General features: G+C 73.8%; 15 protein-coding genes and 1 pseudogene. 14 read left to right on the top strand and 2 right to left on the bottom strand.

Annotated elements, in window-relative coordinates; genetic code table 11:
* Positions 1 to 51: 51 nt before the first annotated feature.
* The 8 genes and pseudogenes from H0S67_RS27590 to H0S67_RS19925 all read left to right on the top strand — a co-directional run.
* A pseudogene (locus tag H0S67_RS27590) lies at positions 52 to 165 on the top strand (molybdopterin-dependent oxidoreductase); the annotation flags it as partial.
* 229 nt (positions 166 to 394) lie between these two features.
* Complete coding sequence (locus tag H0S67_RS27585) at positions 395 to 820, top strand: molybdopterin oxidoreductase family protein (RefSeq protein ID WP_343050193.1); 426 nt, start codon at positions 395 to 397, stop codon at positions 818 to 820.
* Positions 817 to 1,713, top strand: a complete 897-nt coding sequence (locus H0S67_RS25990) for an FAD-dependent oxidoreductase (protein WP_246354908.1) — start codon at positions 817 to 819, stop codon at positions 1,711 to 1,713. Before H0S67_RS27585 ends, H0S67_RS25990 begins: the two co-directional genes overlap by 4 nt.
* Positions 1,710 to 2,255 carry a (2Fe-2S)-binding protein gene (locus H0S67_RS25985; RefSeq protein ID WP_246354907.1) on the top strand — a complete coding sequence of 182 codons (546 nt, stop codon included), beginning with the start codon at positions 1,710 to 1,712 and terminating at the stop codon, positions 2,253 to 2,255. Before H0S67_RS25990 ends, H0S67_RS25985 begins: the two co-directional genes overlap by 4 nt.
* Before the next feature lie 96 nt (positions 2,256 to 2,351).
* Entirely contained in the window at positions 2,352 to 4,886 is a 2,535-nt protein-coding gene (gene nirB, locus H0S67_RS19940; RefSeq protein WP_180934449.1) for a nitrite reductase large subunit NirB, read from the top strand.
* Positions 4,883 to 5,254, top strand: coding sequence for a nitrite reductase small subunit NirD (nirD, locus tag H0S67_RS19935; RefSeq protein ID WP_180934448.1), 372 nt, complete (start codon positions 4,883 to 4,885; stop codon positions 5,252 to 5,254). Before nirB ends, nirD begins: the two co-directional genes overlap by 4 nt.
* A complete protein-coding gene (locus H0S67_RS19930; protein WP_180934447.1) occupies positions 5,251 to 6,363 on the top strand; it encodes a uroporphyrinogen-III synthase in 1,113 nt (370 codons plus the stop codon). Before nirD ends, H0S67_RS19930 begins: the two co-directional genes overlap by 4 nt.
* Positions 6,364 to 6,456: 93 nt before the next feature.
* Entirely contained in the window at positions 6,457 to 7,065 is a 609-nt protein-coding gene (locus H0S67_RS19925; protein ID WP_180934446.1) for a sirohydrochlorin chelatase, read from the top strand.
* 15 nt (positions 7,066 to 7,080) lie between these two features.
* Here H0S67_RS19925 and ispF read toward each other — a convergent pair whose 3' ends face one another.
* Positions 7,081 to 7,575, bottom strand: coding sequence for a 2-C-methyl-D-erythritol 2,4-cyclodiphosphate synthase (ispF, locus tag H0S67_RS19920; protein ID WP_180934445.1), 495 nt, complete (start codon positions 7,573 to 7,575; stop codon positions 7,081 to 7,083).
* A gap of 32 nt (positions 7,576 to 7,607) precedes the next feature.
* Here ispF and H0S67_RS19915 point away from each other — a divergent pair, with 32 nt between their 5' ends.
* The gene (locus H0S67_RS19915; RefSeq protein WP_246354906.1) at positions 7,608 to 9,200 is read left to right on the top strand and encodes a molybdopterin-dependent oxidoreductase; all 1,593 of its coding nucleotides are present in this window, start codon (positions 7,608 to 7,610) and stop codon (positions 9,198 to 9,200) included.
* Positions 9,197 to 9,967: an SDR family NAD(P)-dependent oxidoreductase gene (locus H0S67_RS19910; RefSeq protein ID WP_180934444.1), complete on the top strand. Its 771-nt coding sequence runs from the start codon at positions 9,197 to 9,199 to the stop codon at positions 9,965 to 9,967. The genes H0S67_RS19915 and H0S67_RS19910 overlap by 4 nt, the downstream gene beginning before the upstream one ends.
* Here the strand turns inward: H0S67_RS19910 and H0S67_RS19905 are convergent.
* Positions 9,921 to 11,246 (bottom strand): C39 family peptidase, encoded by a 1,326-nt coding sequence (locus tag H0S67_RS19905; RefSeq protein ID WP_180934443.1) that lies wholly within the window; start codon positions 11,244 to 11,246, stop codon positions 9,921 to 9,923. The two genes, H0S67_RS19910 and H0S67_RS19905, sit on opposite strands and share 47 nt — an antisense overlap.
* Positions 11,247 to 11,460: 214 nt before the next feature.
* On the opposite strand from H0S67_RS19905, the gene cysS reads away from it, so the two are divergent.
* The 4 genes from cysS to H0S67_RS19885 are packed head-to-tail and all read left to right on the top strand — an operon-like array spanning position 11,461 to position 16,602.
* Positions 11,461 to 12,870 carry a cysteine--tRNA ligase gene (gene cysS, locus H0S67_RS19900; RefSeq protein WP_180934442.1) on the top strand — a complete coding sequence of 470 codons (1,410 nt, stop codon included), beginning with the start codon at positions 11,461 to 11,463 and terminating at the stop codon, positions 12,868 to 12,870.
* Positions 12,870 to 13,820 (top strand): 23S rRNA (guanosine(2251)-2'-O)-methyltransferase RlmB, encoded by a 951-nt coding sequence (rlmB, locus tag H0S67_RS19895; protein ID WP_180934441.1) that lies wholly within the window; start codon positions 12,870 to 12,872, stop codon positions 13,818 to 13,820. Before cysS ends, rlmB begins: the two co-directional genes overlap by 1 nt.
* A gap of 20 nt (positions 13,821 to 13,840) precedes the next feature.
* The gene (locus H0S67_RS19890) at positions 13,841 to 15,412 is read left to right on the top strand and encodes a metallophosphoesterase family protein (protein ID WP_246354905.1); all 1,572 of its coding nucleotides are present in this window, start codon (positions 13,841 to 13,843) and stop codon (positions 15,410 to 15,412) included.
* 41 nt (positions 15,413 to 15,453) lie between these two features.
* On the top strand, positions 15,454 to 16,602 hold the full coding sequence (locus tag H0S67_RS19885) for an acyl-CoA dehydrogenase family protein (protein WP_246354904.1): 1,149 nt from the start codon (positions 15,454 to 15,456) through the stop codon (positions 16,600 to 16,602).
* Positions 16,603 to 16,752: the final 150 nt, after the last annotated feature.

The raw sequence follows: 16,752 nt of genomic DNA, 5'->3' as shown, positions 1-16,752 counted from the left end.
TCCGACGGCGGCTGGAGTCGCTCGACCGACCTGCTGGTCGTCGCCGACATCGTGCTCTCGGAGACCGCGGCCCTCGCCGACGTCGTTCTGCCGGTCACCCAGTGGGCCGAGGAGACCGGCACGATGACCAACCTGGAGGGTCGCGTGATCCTGCGGCAGCGGGCGAGCTCCCCGCCGGCCGGCGTCCGCAGCGACCTCGACGTCCTGCACGGCCTGGCCGAGCGCCTCGGCTCGCCGGTCCCGTTCGACACCGACCCGAGCAGGTCTTCAGCGAGCTCGGCCGCGCGTCGGCCGGTGGGCGGGCCGACTACGCCGGCATCACCTACGAGCGGATCCGTGCGGAGCGGGGCGTGTTCTGGCCTTGCCCGGCACCGGACCACCCCGGCACGCCCGGATGTTCCTCGACTGCTTCGCGACCCCCGACGGGCGCGCACGGTTCCACACCGTCGAGCACCGGGGCGCCGCCGAGCAGGCCTGCGCCGACTACCCCGTCCACCTGACCACCGGCCGGGTGCTGGGGCAGTACCAGTCCGGCGCCCAGACCCGCCGGGTGCGCGCCCTCCCCGACGACGGTGCGTTCGTCGAGCTGCACCCCAGCCTCGCCGGACGGCTCGGGGTCACCGACGGCGCCCCGACCCGCATCACCACCCGCCGCGGCTCGATGACCGCCCCCGCCCGGGTGGTCACCACCATCCGCCCGGACACCGTCTTCGTGCCCTTCCACTGGGTCGGCGCCAACCGGCTCACCAACGACGCCCTCGACCCGTCCAGCCGGATGCCGGAGTTCAAGGTGTGCGCGGCCGCCGTGGAGGCGTCATGACCCGCGAGCGGCTGGTGGTCGTCGGCAACGGGATGGCCGCCACCCGGCTGGTCGAGGAGCTCCTCGCCCGGGGGTACGACGGCCACGTCACCGTCCTCGGCGACGAGGACACCCCGGCGTACAACCGGATCCTGCTCAGCGCGGTGCTGGAGGGCACCCACCCGCGGGACGCGATCGCCCTGGCGGACCCCCTGGCCCACGACCCCGAGAGGCTCACGGTCCGGCTCGGCTGCCGGGTCCTCGACCTCGACCGGGGCCGTCGCGAGGTGATGCTGGCCGTCGGCGATCGGCCGGGCCACGAGCAGCTGGCCTACGACCGGCTGGTGCTGGCCACCGGCAGCATCCCCACCCTCCCACCGATCCGCGGGCTGGTGCGGATGGACGGCCGGCTGCACCCGGCGGTGAACGCCTTCCGCAGCCTGGCCGACTGCGACCGGCTCGAGGCGGCGGTGTCCTCCCGAGCGCCGGGGCGGACCCGCGCGGTGGTCGTGGGCGGCGGTCTGCTCGGCCTCCAGGTCGCCCGGGCGCTCACCGTCCGCGGGGTCGTGACCGAGGTGGTGGAGGGCACCGAGCACCTGCTCTCCCGCCAGCTCGGCACCCCCGGCGGCCGGATCCTCGCCCGCGACCTGCGCCGCCTCGGCACCGAGGTCTACACGGGCACCCGCGCCGTACGCCTGAGCGGCGAGGGGCCGACCACCGGTCTCAGCCTCGACAACGGCTTCACCCTCGCGACCGACCTGGTCGTCCTCGCCGCGGCGGCCGCCCGTCCACGGCCCTGGCACGCCGAGCCGGCCTCCTGGTGCGGCGCGGGGTCGTGGTCGACGGCCGGCTGGCCTCCGTCACCGACGACCGGGTCCACGCGATCGGCGACTGCGCGGAGCGTCGCGGCGTGACCACCGGGTTCGTGCCCCCGGCCTGGGAGCAGGCCTCGGCGCTGGCCGGGCTGCTGGCCGGCGGGACCGAGGAGTACGCCGAGTCCCGCACCGTCGCGCGGCTGCGCGCCACCGGGCTGGACGTGGCCGTGCTCGGCGACCCCGAGCGCACCGACGGCGAGGTCGTCGAGATGACCAACCCGCTGGCCGGCAGTCACCGCCGGCTCGTGGTCCGCGACGGCGTCATCGTCGCCGCCGCGCTCGTCGGGGACCTGTCGCGGGTCGGCCTGATCACCCAGCACTACGACCGGCGCACCGTCCTCGGTCCGCACGAGCCCGGCGAGCTCCTCGCCCCCGAGACCTCCGGCACCACCGAGGACGCGTCCCCGGCCCGGCTCGACGACGACGTCGAGGTGTGTGCCTGCGCCGGGGTCACCGCCGGGCGGGTGCGGGCCTGCGCCGGCCTCGAGGAGGTCCGGAGCACCACCCGGGCCACCACCGGCTGCGGCGGCTGCGCGCCCGTCGTACGCCGCCTGCTCGAGCCGGCGACGGCACCCGCCTGACGAGCCCGACCAGAAGCGTTTTCACGGCTGTTACACGCCGAAACAGGACCTCAACACAGTCGGCCTACGTTCGACGAACCAGAAGGGACACACCCGATGACGCACCTCTCCAGCAACCGGCGCCGCAAGACGCTGGTCGTGGCCGGTCACGGCATGGTGGGCCACCGCTTCGTGCAGGCCGCGATCGAGCGCGGACTCACCGAGACCTACGACCTGGTGATCGTGGGGGAGGAGCCGCGGCCGGCCTACGACCGGGTCTCGCTCACGTCCTTCTTCTCGGTCGAGTCCGCCGACGAGCTCTCGCTGCTCCGCGAGGGCAGGTACGACGACCCGCGGGTGCGGCTCGTCCTCGGCACCACCGTGACTGGGCTGGACCGGGACACCCGGACCGTGGCGCTGTCGGACGGCGAGGTGCTGGCCTACGACGCGCTGGTGCTGGCCACCGGGGCCGCGCCGTTCGTGCCGCCCGTCGAGGGCCGCGACCTCGACGGCTGCTTCGTCTACCGCACCATCGAGGACCTCGAAGCGATCCGGGACGCCTCGATCACGGCCACACGGGGGGTCGTGATCGGGGGCGGCCTGCTGGGGCTGGAGGCGGCCAACGCGCTGGTCCAGCTCGGCCTGGAGACCCACGTGGTCGAGATGGCGCCGCGGCTGATGCCGGTCCAGCTCGACGACGGCGCGGGCAGCGCCCTGGTGCGGCACATCGAGAAGCTCGGGGTCACGGTGCACGCCGGGGCCGCGACGAGGGCGATCACCGGAGACGGCCGGGTCGAGGCCCTGCAGACGGCCGACGGCGAGATCGGGACCGACCTGGTGGTGTTCTCGGCCGGGATCCGGCCGCGCGACCAGCTGGCCCGCGAGTCCGGGCTCGAGGTCGCTGAGCGTGGTGGCGTCCTGGTCGACGAGCAGTGCCGGACCTCCGACGATCGGGTCTTCGCGATCGGCGAGTGCGCGGCACCGGGGGGCCGGATGTACGGCCTGGTCGCCCCCGGCTACGCCATGGCCGAGGTCGTGGTCGACGCGCTGCTCGACGGGCCGGGCACCTTCACCGGCGCCGACATGTCAACCAAGCTCAAGCTCCTCGGGGTGGACGTCGCGTCGTTCGGCGACGCCTTCGCCTCGACCGACGGCGCGCTGGAGCTGGTCTTCGCGGACGCCGTCGGCGGGGTCTACAAGAAGCTCGTGGTGACCGAGGACGGGTCCCGGCTGCTCGGCGGGATCCTGGTCGGCGACGCCTCGGCGTACGGCGTGCTGCGGCCGATGGTGGCCAGCGGCATCGCGCTGCCCGCCAACCCCGAGGAGCTGATCCTCCCGGCGGCCCGCGGCGGAGCGGCCACCGGCCCGACGGCGATGCCCGACGAGGCGCAGGTCTGCTCCTGCAACGACGTCACCAAGGGCCAGATCCTCGCGGCGGCCGAGGCGGAGGGCACGACCCGGGCCGGCAGCACCTGCGGGTCCTGCAAGCCGATGGTCAAGACGCTCATCGAGGACTGGTTCGCCCGGCAGGGCAAGGTCGTCGACAAGGGCCTGTGCGAGCACTTCGCGCTGACCCGCCAGGAGCTCTTCGACCTCGTGGCCGTGCACGGCTACCGGCGCTTCGACGACCTGGTCGAGGCGCACGGCCGGGGGCGCGGGTGCGACGTGTGCAAGCCCGCGATCGCCAGCATCCTGGCCAGCCAGTTCAACGGCCACGTGCTGGCGGAGGAGACCGCGCCGCTGCAGGACACCAACGACGCCTACCTCGCCAACATCCAGCGCAACGGCACCTACTCGGTCGTGCCGCGGATCCCCGGCGGCGAGATCACCCCGGAGAAGCTGATCGTCATCGGCGAGGTGGCCCGCGACTTCGGGCTCTACACCAAGATCACCGGCGGGCAGCGGATCGACCTCTTCGGGGCCCGGATGGAGGAGCTGCCGGCGATCTGGCGACGGCTCGTCGACGCGGGCTTCGAGTCCGGCCACGCCTACGGCAAGTCGCTGCGCACCGTGAAGTCGTGCGTGGGCTCGACCTGGTGCCGCTACGGCGTCCAGGACTCCACGAGCCTGGCCATCCAGCTCGAGCTGCGCTACCGCGGGCTGCGCTCGCCGCACAAGCTCAAGGGCGGGGTCTCCGGCTGCGCGCGCGAGTGCGCCGAGGCACGGGCGAAGGACTTCGGCGTGATCGCCACCGAGAAGGGCTGGAACCTCTACGTCGGCGGCAACGGCGGGGCCAACCCCGCCCACGCGCGGCTGCTGGCGGGCGACCTCGACACCGACACGCTGGTGCGCTACCTCGACCGCTTCCTCATGTACTACGTCCGCACGGCCGACCGGCTGCAGCGCACCGCCGCCTGGATCGACTCCCTAGACGGGGGCCTGGACCGGGTCCGGGCGGTGGTGGTGGACGACTCCCTCGGGCTCAGCGCGGAGCTCGAGGAGGCCATGACCCGCCACGTCGGGTCGTACTTCGACGAGTGGAAGGCGACCGTGGAGGACCCCGACAAGCTGGCCCGGTTCGTGTCGTTCGTGAACGCCCCGGACACCCCCGACCCCAACATCTCCTTCGGCACCGAGCGCGGCCAGATCCGACCGGAGGTCGCCGGCGAGCCGGTCGTGCTCGCCGCCACCATCCCGGTGGGGGCGCCATGACCCAGGCGCCCCCGCACGATTGCGGCACCGACGACTGGCAGCCGGTCTGCCGGGTGGCCGAGCTGGAGGTCGAGCGCGGCGCCACCGCTCTCGTCCACGGCCAGGCGATCGCGATCTTCCGCACCCACGACGACGAGGTCTACGCGCTGGGCAACCACGACCCGTTCGCCAAGGCCTCGGTCCTGGCCCGCGGCATCGTCGGCACCCGCGGCGACGTGCCGTTCGTCGCCTCGCCGATGCACAAGCACGCCTTCGACCTGCGCAGCGGGCGCTGCCTCGACGACGCGCACGTCTCGGTGCCGGCGTACGACGTGCGGGTCGTCGAGGGCGTGGTCCTCGTCGGCCACCGCAAGTCGGACGCGGCATGACCGGCGGCCCGCTGGAGGGCTTCCTGGTCGGCGTCACCGCGGCCCGCAAGGTCGACGAGCAGACGGGCCTCCTCGAGCGCCGCGGCGCGCGCGTCGAGTGGGCGCCGGCGCTCTCCCTGGACCCCAACCACGTCGATGACGACGAGCTGCACGCGGCCACCGACGAGGTGCTCTCGCGGCCGGTCGACATGTTCCTGGCCACGACGGGGATCGGGATGAAGGCGTGGTTCGAGGCGGCGACGCGCTGGGGCCGGTGCGCGGAGCTGGTCGCCGCCATCGGCGGCGCCGAGATCCTGGCCCGCGGCCCGAAGAGCGTCGGTGCCCTGCGCGCGCAGGGGCTGCGCGAGCTCTGGGCGCCGGAGTCCGAGTGCTTCGAGGACGTCCTGGCGCACCTGCGTGGCCGCGACCTCACCGGCCTCCGGATCGTGGTGCAGGAGCACGGCCAGTCGCTGTCGATGGTCGCCCACGCGCTGCGCCGGCAGGGCGCGGACGTCACCGTGGTCACGGTCTACCGGGTGGCCGGCGCCGAGGACCCCGCGCCGATGTTCCGGATGGTCGACCTGGTCGCCGACCGCAAGCTGGACGCCGTCACGTTCACCTCGGCGCCGGCGGTCGCGGCGCTGATGGACGCCGCGGGCGTGACCGGGCGCCGCGACGAGGTGGCAGCGGCGTTCCAGGCCGACGTCGTCGCGACCTGCGTCGGGCCGGTGACCTCCGCGGCCTTCGAGATGTGGGGGGTGCCGACCATCCGGCCCGAGCGGTCCCGGCTGGCGGCGATGGTCAAGCTGATGGAGACCGAGCTCCCGGCCCGCCGCTGCGGGACGGCCCTGGAGGTGGCCGGCCACCAGCTGCTGCTGCACGGGGACCGGGTGCTGCTCGACGGGGTCGAGGTGCGGCTGTCGGCGGCTCCCCTGGCCGTGCTCCAGGCCCTGGCGGTCAACCCGGGCCACGTGGTCTCCCGGCCCGAGCTTCTTGCGGCCCTGCCCAGCGGCCTCGCCACCTCCGAGCACGCCGTCGAGATGGCGGTGGCCCGGGTGCGGGCGTCCATCGGGACCCGGCTGGTGCAGACCGTCGTCAAGCGCGGCTACCGCCTGGTGGTCACCCCGTGACCACGCTCGTGACCGTCGCCCACGGCACCCGGCACGGGCCCGGCAACGACGTCGCCCGAACCCTCACCGCGATGGTCGCCCGCTCGCTGGGCGTTGCGGCGGTGGCGGCGTACGTCGAGCCTGTGCGAGCCGTCGCTCGGCGACGTCCTGGCCTCCGCGACCGGCCCGACCGTGGTGGTGCCGCTGCTGCTCTCGACCGGCTTCCACGTGCGTCACGACCTGCCCGGGGCCGCGGCCCGGTCCACGTCGCCCGTCCGGATCGCGCCGCCGCTGGGTCCCGACAGCGTCCTCGCGGTCGCCCAGGCGACCCGCCTGGTCGAGGCCGGCGCCCGCCCCAGCCAGCCGGTGGTGCTGGTCGCGGCCGGCTCCACCGACCCCGAGGCGGAGGCCGACGTCGAGCTCGCCACCGCCCTGCTGGCCGACCTGTGGGGCGGTCCGGTCGAGCACGCCACCCTCTCGGGCCGAGGCCCCCGTCCCGCGGAGGTGGTCCGGCCCGGGGTCGCCGTCTCGCCGTACCTGCTCTCACCGGGACACTTCGCCCGGCGCGCCCGCGCGGAGTCCCTCGAGACCGGGGCCGAGATCGTGGCCGACGTGATCGGTGTGCAGCACTGCCTGGTCGACCTGGTCGCTACCCGCTTCCTCACGCACCCCGTGGACGTCGGCGGCGACGACGTCCGGGAGCCGCTCGACCGGCTGGGCTGACCCCCCGAGCGCCGGTCAGGCCTCCGTGGCGGCCACGAGCGCCGTCGCCACCGCGGCGACACCCTCGCCGCGGCCGGTGAGGCCCAGGCCGTCGGTGGTGGTCGCGGACACCGAGACCGGGGCGCCGACCGCCTCGCTAAGCGCCCGCTCCGCCTCGGCCTTGCGGGGGGCGAGGCGTGGCCGGTTGCCGATCACCTGGACCGCGACGTTGCCGATCGCGAAACCCGCCTCGCGCACCCGCCGGGCGGTCTCCGCCAGCATCGCCGTCCCGGCCGCACCGGCCCAGGCCGGGTCCGACGTACCGAAGTTGGAGCCGAGGTCGCCGAGGCCGGCCGCCGAGAGCAGCGCGTCGCAGGCCGCGTGGGCGGCGACGTCGGCGTCGGAGTGGCCCTCCAGGCCCTGGGCCTCCTCGGGCCAGGCGAGCCCGGCGAGGTGCATGGGGACGCCGTCGGCGAGCCGGTGGACGTCGGTGCCGATGCCGACGCGGACGGTAAGCGGGTTGTAAGGCACGACTGGATCATGCCTGAGGGACAATCGCTCGTGTGAAGAGCAACCGCTGGGCGTGGAGCGCGGCCGGCCTGGTGGCCGGCTTCGCCGGGCTGGCCACGAGCTACTTCGTGGCGATGGCGATGACCATCCGGTCCTCGCCGGTGGTCGCGATCGCCGAGCTGGTCATCCGCGAGACGCCCGGCACGATGGTCGAGCAGGCCATCCAGGTCCTGGGCCGCCACGACAAGACCTTCCTGGTCACGGTGATCCTGGTGGTCACCGCGCTGCTCTTCGCCTACGCCGGGCGGCTCGCGGCCCGCGCGTGGTGGGCGCCGGCGATCGTCTTCGGTGTGCTCGCGGCGATCGGGTTCACCGCGGTCGGCCTGCAGCACGACACCGGCATCACCGATCTGCTTCCCGTGGCCGTCGGCTTCGTGACGTGGCTGATCTGCCTGTCGCTGCTGACCGAGCCGCTGCGCCGGGCGGCCCGGGGCGGGGCGGCTCCCGGCGGTGACCCAGCCACCGATCCTGACTCCGATACTGCTGCCGAGCCCGCCCGGGTGGCACCGACCTCCGCAGGCTCGACCCGGCGCGGCTTCCTCGTGCGCAGTGCCGTGATCACCGCGGCCGCGCTCGCCGTGAGCGCGTTCGGCCGCGTGGTCGGGCAGGGCCGGCGCCAGGTCGAGGAGACCCGGCGACTGCTCAAGCTGTCGGGGGTGTCCCCGCCGGTCGTGCCCACGCACGCGCGGATCGGCCTCGACGGCATCTCGTCGTGGATCACCTCGGCCGGCGACTTCTACCGGATCGACACCTCGATCGTGGCGCCGGCGATCCAGCCCGTCGACTGGAAGCTGCGCATCCACGGCATGGTCGACCGTGAGGTCGAGCTGACCTACCAGGACCTGCTGGACCGGCGGCTCACCGAGGACTGGATCACGCTCAACTGCGTCTCCAACCCCGTCGGCGGCCCGCTGATCGGCAACGCCTGGTGGAGCGGCGTACGCCTCTCGGAGCTGCTGCACGAGGCGGGCGTGCACCCCGACGCCGACGCCGTGCTGCAGACCTCCGACACCGGCTGGACCTGCGGCACGCCGCTGTCCGCGCTGACCGACGGGCGCGATGCCATGCTGGCGGTCGCCATGAACGGCGAGCCGCTGCCGATCGACCACGGGTTCCCGGTCCGCACGATTGTGCCGGGCCTCTACGGGTACGTGTCCGCGTGCAAGTGGGTGGTGGACATGGAGGTCACGCAGTTCTCCCGGTTCTCGGCGTACTGGACCGAGCGCGGGTGGAGCGAGAAGGGTCCCGTGAAGCTGTCGTCGCGCATCGACGTGCCGCGGTCGGGGGATGACGTGACGGCCGGGCGGGTGCGCGTCGGGGGCGTCGCGTGGGCCCAGCACATCGGGATCAAGGCGGTGCAGGTGGCCGTCGACGGCGATGACTGGCAGCCCGCCGACGTCTCGCACCCGCCGACCGACGACTCGTGGGTCCAGTGGGCGACGACGGTGACGCTCGACGCGGGCGACCACACGCTCAGGGTCCGCGCGACCGACAAGGACGGGCTGGTGCAGACCGGGGTCCAGCGCGGCGTCCTCCCCAACGGGTCCACCGGCTGGCACACCATCGACGTCACGGCCACGACATGAGCGACTTCCGGAACAGGCCGGGGGCCGCGCTCGTCGTCGGCGGCAGCGGCGGGCTCGGGCTCGCGATCGTGAGGATGCTGGCCCGGCGGGGCTCCGCCGTGGCGCTCACCTACCGCACCCACCCCGAGGCTGCCGAGGCCGCGACGGCCTCGGCCCGGGAGTGGGGCGTGAAGGCCTCGGCCCACGAGCTCGACCAGATGAGCGACGAGGCCGCGGCCGACGTGGTCACCGCGGTGGCCGAGGAGCACTCCGGCCTGCACACGCTCGTCTACGCCGCCGGGCCGCACGTGCCGCTGGCGCACCTCTCGTCGGTGGCGCCCTCGACCATGGCCGCGCAGCTCGCCGCCGACGCGAGCGGCTTCTTCAACGTCGTCCAGCCCGCGCTGCCGCATCTGCGGCACACCCAAGGCTCCGTCGTGGCGGTGACGACCGCAGCCACCAGCCGCTACCCGGCCCGCGACGGGCTGTCGGCGGCACCGCAGGCGGCCGTCGAGGCGCTGGTGCGGGCGCTGGCCGTGGAGGAGGGCCGCTTCGGGGTCCGGGTCAACGCGGTCGGCCCCGGCATGCTCACCGACGGCATGGCGGCCCGCCTGCGCTCCTCGGGCGACCTGGCGCCCGACGTCCTCGACGCCGCCCGCCTCTCGATCCCGCTGCGCCGCTTCGGCAACGCCACCGACGTGGCCGAGGCGGTGTGCTTCCTCGCCTCCGACCAGGCCGGGTTCATCTCCGGCCAGAAGCTGGACGTGGACGGCGGGTACTCAGTCTGACGGTCCTGCCGCGTGCAGGAGTACCCGGCTGGCCGGTGAGTCCGATGCTTGTCGGCCGTCGAAGTGGCCGACAAGCAAGGGAGTACCCGGTCAGCCGGTGAAACCTGCAGGCCGTCACCAGTTGGTGTGGGCGCCCGCGGGGAGCGGGTGGGCGTCGTCGCGGATCACGTAGACCAGCCCGCCGGAGCGGGGGAGCCAGGCGTTCTCGAACTGGCCGCGGTCGTAGGTGCGCCGCACCCCCGAGCGGGTCGGGGCGGCCGGGTCGTTGACGACCACGTCGCCGTTGGTGCGGAAGCCGACGATCACCGACGGGCGTGCCGTTGGACGCCGAGATCGGGGCGCCGGTCAGCTCGCCGCTGCCGAACGAGATCGACGCGACCAGCGGGATGCCCGCGTCGATGAACAGCTCCGCCTCGCGCAGCGACCGCAGCCGGGTCACGAAGGCGTGGCCCGCGAGCGGGGCGGCGTACGCCGTGTTGAAGGGCCAGTTGCCGGTGCCCTGGTACGCCGCGTCGTACGTCGACCGCGCGGCCTCGTCGACCCACGGGTCGGTGTGGCCGGCCGGGACCCAGGCGTAGGTCGAGGGGTCCGGCAGCGCGTCGTAGTAGCCGAGCACCATCGAGGTCGACGTGGGCGAGCACCAGGCCTCACCGCCCCCGCCCCAGCGCGGGTAGTGGCCGCGGTGCGCCATCTGGGAGTAGCGGGGCACGTCCAGCACCGTCCCGGCCTTGCTGGCGGGGCCGGACGCCGAGGTGGTCACCGACCCGCTCGGCAGCCGGGAGGACATCGCGCCGACCTGGTCGAGCGACGGGCTCGCCGTGGAGGCGCCGGTGCGGCGCAGCAGCAGCACCCGCACCTGGTACGACGCGAGGCCGGTCGACCGGCTGGCGACCCAGGTGTCGACGTTGACCGAGGCCAGGTCGTCGGACTGCCCGGAGACGGAGGTGCGGACGGTGTGCGTGTCGCCGGAGGTCCAGCGGCCGAGCACGTCCCAGCTCGACAGGCCGCCGTCGCCGGCGCGGCCGCGCACCTGCACCTCCAGCCAGCTGTCTCCGGGCGTGGTTGCCGACCAGGACGAGACGAGCTGGGTCAGCCCGAAGCCGGGGGAGACCCACGGCGAGACCCACCGGCCCACGTCGTACTGCCTGCCGTCGTAGCTGCGGTGCGCGGTCGGCGCGTCGAGCTCGACCCGCCCGCGTGTGACCCGCGCACCCGACGTCGTGCCGGTCCGCAGCTCGGTCGTGGTGTCCCACTGCGTGTGGGCGATCGGCCGGGCCACGACCCGGGCGGACCCCTCGCCCGGCGGGGCGGCGGAGGCGGGCGCGGGCGCCGGTGCGCGCGTCGCGAGGGGGGGAGGGCGACACAGGTCGCCAGCAGGGTCGTCAGCGGTCTCCGCACCCGCCCACGATAGGGCGACTGTGTCACTCCTGTCCCAGCAGTCACAGGATCCGGCGATGCGATGCGGAGTGCCCCTCACCTCTAGAATCAAGCGGGTGACCTTCAGGCTGTACGACACCGCGACTCGCGAAGTCCGTGACTTCGTCCCCCTCGAGGAGGGGAAGGCGGGTCTCTACGTGTGTGGCCTGACCGTGCAGAGCGAGCCGCACGTCGGGCACGTCCGCTCCGGGGTCAACTTCGACGTGCTCCAGCGCTGGCTGCGCCACCTCGGCTACGACGTGACGTTCATCCGCAACATCACCGACATCGACGACAAGATCCTGATCAAGGCCGCCGAGCAGGGCCGGCCCTGGTACAACCTCGCCTACGACATGCACCGCGAGCTCGACAAGGCGTACGCCGCGCTCAACGTCGCGCCGCCGACCTACGAGCCGGCCGCGACCGGCCACGTGCCGGAGATGGTCGAGCTGATCGCGACGCTGATCGAGAAGGGCCACGCCTACGCGGCCGAGGACGGCTCGGGCGACGTCTACTTCGACGTGCGCTCGTGGCCGCAGTACGGCGAGCTGACCCGGCAGGGCATCGACGACATGGAGGCCGCCGAGGACGCCGACCCCCGCGGCAAGCGCGACCCGCGCGACTTCGCGCTCTGGAAGGGTCGCAAGCAGTCGGAGCCGGAGACCGCCTCCTGGCCGAGCCCGTGGGGCCGCGGCCGACCCGGCTGGCACATCGAGTGCTCCGCGATGGCCGGCAAGTACCTCGGCGAGGCCTTCGACATCCACGGCGGCGGCGTCGACCTGCGCTTCCCCCACCACGAGAACGAGCAGGCCCAGTCCCGCGCGGCCGGGCACCCGTTCGCGTCGTACTGGATGCACAACGCGTGGATCACCACCGCCGGCGAGAAGATGAGCAAGTCGCTCGGCAACAGCCTCACGATCCCGGCGGTGCTCCAGCGCTTCCGGGGCGTCGAGCTGCGCTACTACCTCGTCGCCGCGCACTACCGCAGCCACGTGGAGTTCAGCTTCGAGGCGCTCGAGGAGGCCGCCGTCGGCTTCCGCCGGATCGAGGGGTTCCTCGACCGCGCTCGTGACCTCGTACCGGCCGACGCGGTGCGGGAGCTCCCCGAGGCCTTCGTGGAAGCCATGGACGACGACCTCGGCACGCCGGCCGCGACCGCCGTCCTCTTCGACTGCGTGCGCGAGGGCAACCGCCTGCTCGGGCAGGGGGCGACCGAGGAGGCGGGCCGTCATGCGGCCGCCGTCGTCGCGATGCTCGACGTGCTCGGGCTCGACCCGCAGGACCCGGCCTTCGCCGGCTCTGGTGCGGCCGCCCAGGACCAGAAGCTCACCACCGCTGTGGACGCCCTCGTCCGCGGCCTGCTCGACCAGCGCGCCCAGGCGCGCGCGGCGAAGGACTTCGCCGCAGCCGATGCGATCCGCGACCAGATCAAGGCCGCGGGCATCGAGGTCGAGGACACCCCCAACGGACCGAAGTGGACCATCTGATGCCAGGTAACTCCCAGCGCCGCGGCGCGATCAAGAAGACCGGCAAGGGCAACCCCACTGCCGGCTCGGGCGGTCGCGTCCGCCGTGGTCTCGAGGGCAAGGGCCCCACGCCCAAGGCCCAGGACCGCCCCAACCACAAGGTCTACAAGCAGCGCCAGAAGGTCGACAAGTCCGCCGCGGCACGCCCGAAGCGGCGTACCACCGGCTCCACCGACGCCGAGTGGGTGGCCGGGCGCAACTCCGTGGTCGAGGTGCTCCGCGAGGGCGTGCCGGTCACCGGGATCTACGTCGCGGAGGGCGCCGAGCGCGACGGCCGGCTGCGTGAGGCGTTCAAGCTCGCCGCGGAGCGGGGCCTCAGCCTGGCCGAGGTCAGCCGGACCGAGATGGACCGCCTCACCGGCGGGGCCGTCCACCAGGGCCTGGCCGCGCGGCTGCCGTCCTACGAGTACGCCCACCCCGACGACCTCCTCGACCGGGCCGCCGAGCTCGGCGAGCCGCCGCTGATCGTGGCGCTCGACTCCGTCACCGACCCGCGCAACCTCGGTGCGGTCGTCCGCTCCGCGGCCGGCTTCGGCGCGCACGGCGTGCTGATCCCCGAGCGCCGCGCGGCCGGGATGACCGCCGCGGCGTGGAAGACCAGCGCCGGAGCCGCCGCCCGGGTGCCGATCGCGCAGACGGTCAACCTGGTGCGCCAGCTCAAGGCCTACCAGGACGCCGGCTGCATGGTGATCGGCCTCGCGGCCGAGGGCGAGGTGTCGCTGCCCGACCTCGACCTCGCTGACGGGCCGCTCGTGGTCGTCGTCGGCTCCGAGGGCAAGGGCCTGGGCCGGCTCGTCGCGGAGACCTGCGACCAGCTGGTCTCGATCCCGATGGCCAACCAGCTGGAGTCCCTGAACGCGGGGGTCGCCGCCTCGGTCACCCTCTACGCCATCGCCCGAGCGCGCGCCTGACCGTGAGGTCTCGGGGTCGCGTGCCCAAGGACGCGTTGCGGCGCGTCCTCAGGCACCCGAGCCCTGCTGGCCGGGTCGCGGCGTACGTCGTGGTCTGGCTGGTCGTGTCGCTGCTGGTCGGGCTGGCGATCTTCCTGTCGAGCAGCCGCACCCTCGTGGTCGCGAGCCACGACGCCGTCCTGCGCCCCGACCTGGGCGGCCACGTCGTCGTACACACCGGTCCGGTGCTGCCGGACTTCCGGATGTCCACCGGCCACACCCTCGGGGTGGACATCCGGCTCGGGAAGACCGAGGCGCGCTCGACCGACGAGCTGGTGCAGCGCTACGCCTACATCGCCAGCCAGCCGGACGGCCAGATCGCCAAGGTCGAGGACGCGCTCAGTGACATGGCGTGGGACGCGGCGCTGCGTGGCGCGGTGGTCGGGCTGCTGCCGATCCTCGTGTGGCTGCTGCTCGGCCGGGACCGCCGTCGCCAGCTGGGCGCGGAGGTGTTCGGGCCGAAGGGCGCCCTGGCGGGGCTGCTGGTGGTGTTCCTGGTCCTGATGATGTGGGAGCCGTGGACCAGCGCGGAGTCCGCGGTCGAGGCCGATCATCCCTGGATGTCGCTGGCGGACTTCGTCGGCCCCGACGTACCGCTGCCCGACGAGGCCAAGGGCATCGAGGTCCGCGGTGACGTGACGACCGAGCAGACCCGTCGCCTGATCACGAGCGCGGTCGCCAAGTACGAGAGCAGCAAGAGCTGGTACCGCACCGCCGCCGACGCCGCCCGGAAGCTCCGGCTCCGCCAGCCCGAGCACGGGGACACCGTCGTGCTGTTCGTGTCCGACCGCCACGACAACATCGGCATGGACGAGGTCGCCCGCGCCCTCGGTGACGCGGCCGGCGCCACGGTTGCGTTCGACGGCGGCGACGACACCTCGGCGGGCAAGTCGTGGGAGGCGTTCAGCCTCGACTCCGTGACGCAGGCCTTCGACGGGCTCGACCGCTACGGCGTGGCCGGCAACCACGACCACGGCCCGTTCGTCTCCTCCTACCTCGACGACCACGGCTGGACGATGATGGACGGCCAGGTGATCAGCGGCCCCGCCGGCACGACCATGCTGGGCGTGGACGACCCGCGCTCGAGCGGGCTCGGTGCCTGGCGCGACGAGACCGGGCTCAGCTTCACCGAGGTGGGGCACCGGCTCGCCGACGCGGCCTGCGACTCCCCGGTCCGCGTCACCACGATCCTCGTGCACGACGCGGACCTCGCCGACGAGGCCCTGGCCCGCGGCTGCGCCGACCTGGTGCTGGCCGGCCACCTGCACGTGCAGGAGGGGCCGACCCGGGTCGTCGGCAGCAACGGCGAGATCGGCTACAGCTACACGACCGGCACGGCCGGCGGCGCGGCGTACGCCATCGCGATCGGCGGCAAGCCGCGCCGCGACGCGGAGATCAGCCTGGTGACCTACCACGACGGCCGACCGGTCGGGATCCAGCCGGTGACGCTGCGGACGACCGGCGAGTTCGACGTGGCGGACTACATCCCGCTGCACCTCAGCGAGCCCCAGGCCGTCCGCGACGCCCCGCCGCCGCTGATCCCGGAGCAGTAGCCACCGGGTGCGGTCGGCGTCCACCGCCTTAGGATCGATCTGTGCCCACGACTGTTGACCGCCTGCTGCCCAGCGAGGAGGCCGAGGCCCTCCTCGAGCTCACCCGCGAGATCGCCACCAAGGAGCTCGCGCCCCAGGTGGCCGAGGCGGAGGAGCAGTCGGTGTTCCCCGCGGAGGCCTACCGCCTGCTGGGCAAGTCCGGGCTGATGAGCCTGCCCTTCGCCGAGGAGCACGGCGGCGGCGCGCAGCCCTACGAGGTCTACCTGCAGGTGGTCGAGGAGATCGCCACGGCCTGGCCGAGCGTCGGGGTCGGCACCAGCGTGCACACGCTCACCGCCTCGGTCGTCGCGGGCAACGGCAGCGACGAGGTCGTGTCCCGCTGGCTGCCGCAGATGCTCTCGGGCGACTGGCTGGGGGCCTACTGCCTCTCCGAGCCGCAGGCCGGGTCCGACGTGTCCGGGATCCGCACCCGCGCGGTGCGCGACGGTGACGAGTACGTCGTCACGGGCACCAAGCAGTGGATCAGCAACGGCTCCTGCGCCGACTACTACATCCTCTTCGCCCGCACGTCCGACGACGCCAAGCGCGGCCTGTCGGCCTTCGTGGTGCCGGCCGACACCGCCGGCATGAGCTTCGGCGCCCCCGAGAAGAAGATGGGCCTGGCCTGCGACGTCACCACCCAGGTGATCTTCGAGGGCGCCCGGCTGCCCGCCGCGCAGCTGATCGGCGAGGAGGGTGCGGGCATGCGCGTCGCGCTGTCCGCCCTCGACGCCGGCCGGCTCGGGATCGCCGCGGTCGCCACCGGCATCGCCCAGGCGGCCCTCGCGCACGCCGTCGCGTACGCCGGGGAGCGTCAGCAGTTCGGCAAGCCGATCGGGCACCAGCAGGGGCTGCAGTTCCTGCTCGCCGACATGGCCGCCGAGGTCGAGCGCGCCCGCGCGACGTACCTCCACGCCGCCCGGCTCAAGGACGCCGGCCGCCCGTTCTCCCGGCAGGCGTCGATCGCGAAGCTGACCGCCACCGACGCCGCGATGCGGGTCACGACCGACGCGGTGCAGGTCCTCGGCGGCAACGGCTACACCCGCGACTACCCCGTCGAGCGGCTCTTCCGCGACGCCAAGGTCACCCAGATCTTCGAGGGCACCAACCAGATCCAGCGGATGGTCATCGGCCGCGACCTGCTGCGCTGACCGCCCGCCGAGTCGGCGCTCGTTGACGCAGGGAGAACGCCGAGTCGGCGCTGCTTGACGCGCGCCCGGCACGCGGTGGGTACATCTGCGCCGACTCGGCGGGGTTTGGCTGGTCAACCTGCGCCGACTCGGCGGGGCTTTGCTGGTCAA

It is taken from the genome of Nocardioides ungokensis, assembly GCF_013466985.1.
Classification (GTDB): Bacteria; Actinomycetota; Actinomycetes; order Propionibacteriales; family Nocardioidaceae; genus Nocardioides; species Nocardioides ungokensis.
This window is presented reverse-complemented; position numbering and strand designations above follow the sequence as displayed.

Excerpts from the sequence above, each read along its gene's own strand:
- H0S67_RS27585 (WP_343050193.1), top strand. The coding sequence starts at position 395 with ATGTTCCTCGACTGCTTCGCGACCCCCGACGGGCGCGCACGGTTCCAC.
- H0S67_RS25990 (WP_246354908.1), top strand. The coding sequence starts at position 817 with ATGACCCGCGAGCGGCTGGTGGTCGTCGGCAACGGGATGGCCGCCACC.
- nirB (WP_180934449.1), top strand. The coding sequence starts at position 2,352 with ATGACGCACCTCTCCAGCAACCGGCGCCGCAAGACGCTGGTCGTGGCC.
- nirD (WP_180934448.1), top strand. The coding sequence starts at position 4,883 with ATGACCCAGGCGCCCCCGCACGATTGCGGCACCGACGACTGGCAGCCG.
- H0S67_RS19930 (WP_180934447.1), top strand. The coding sequence starts at position 5,251 with ATGACCGGCGGCCCGCTGGAGGGCTTCCTGGTCGGCGTCACCGCGGCC.
- H0S67_RS19910 (WP_180934444.1), top strand. The coding sequence starts at position 9,197 with ATGAGCGACTTCCGGAACAGGCCGGGGGCCGCGCTCGTCGTCGGCGGC.
- rlmB (WP_180934441.1), top strand. The coding sequence starts at position 12,870 with ATGCCAGGTAACTCCCAGCGCCGCGGCGCGATCAAGAAGACCGGCAAG.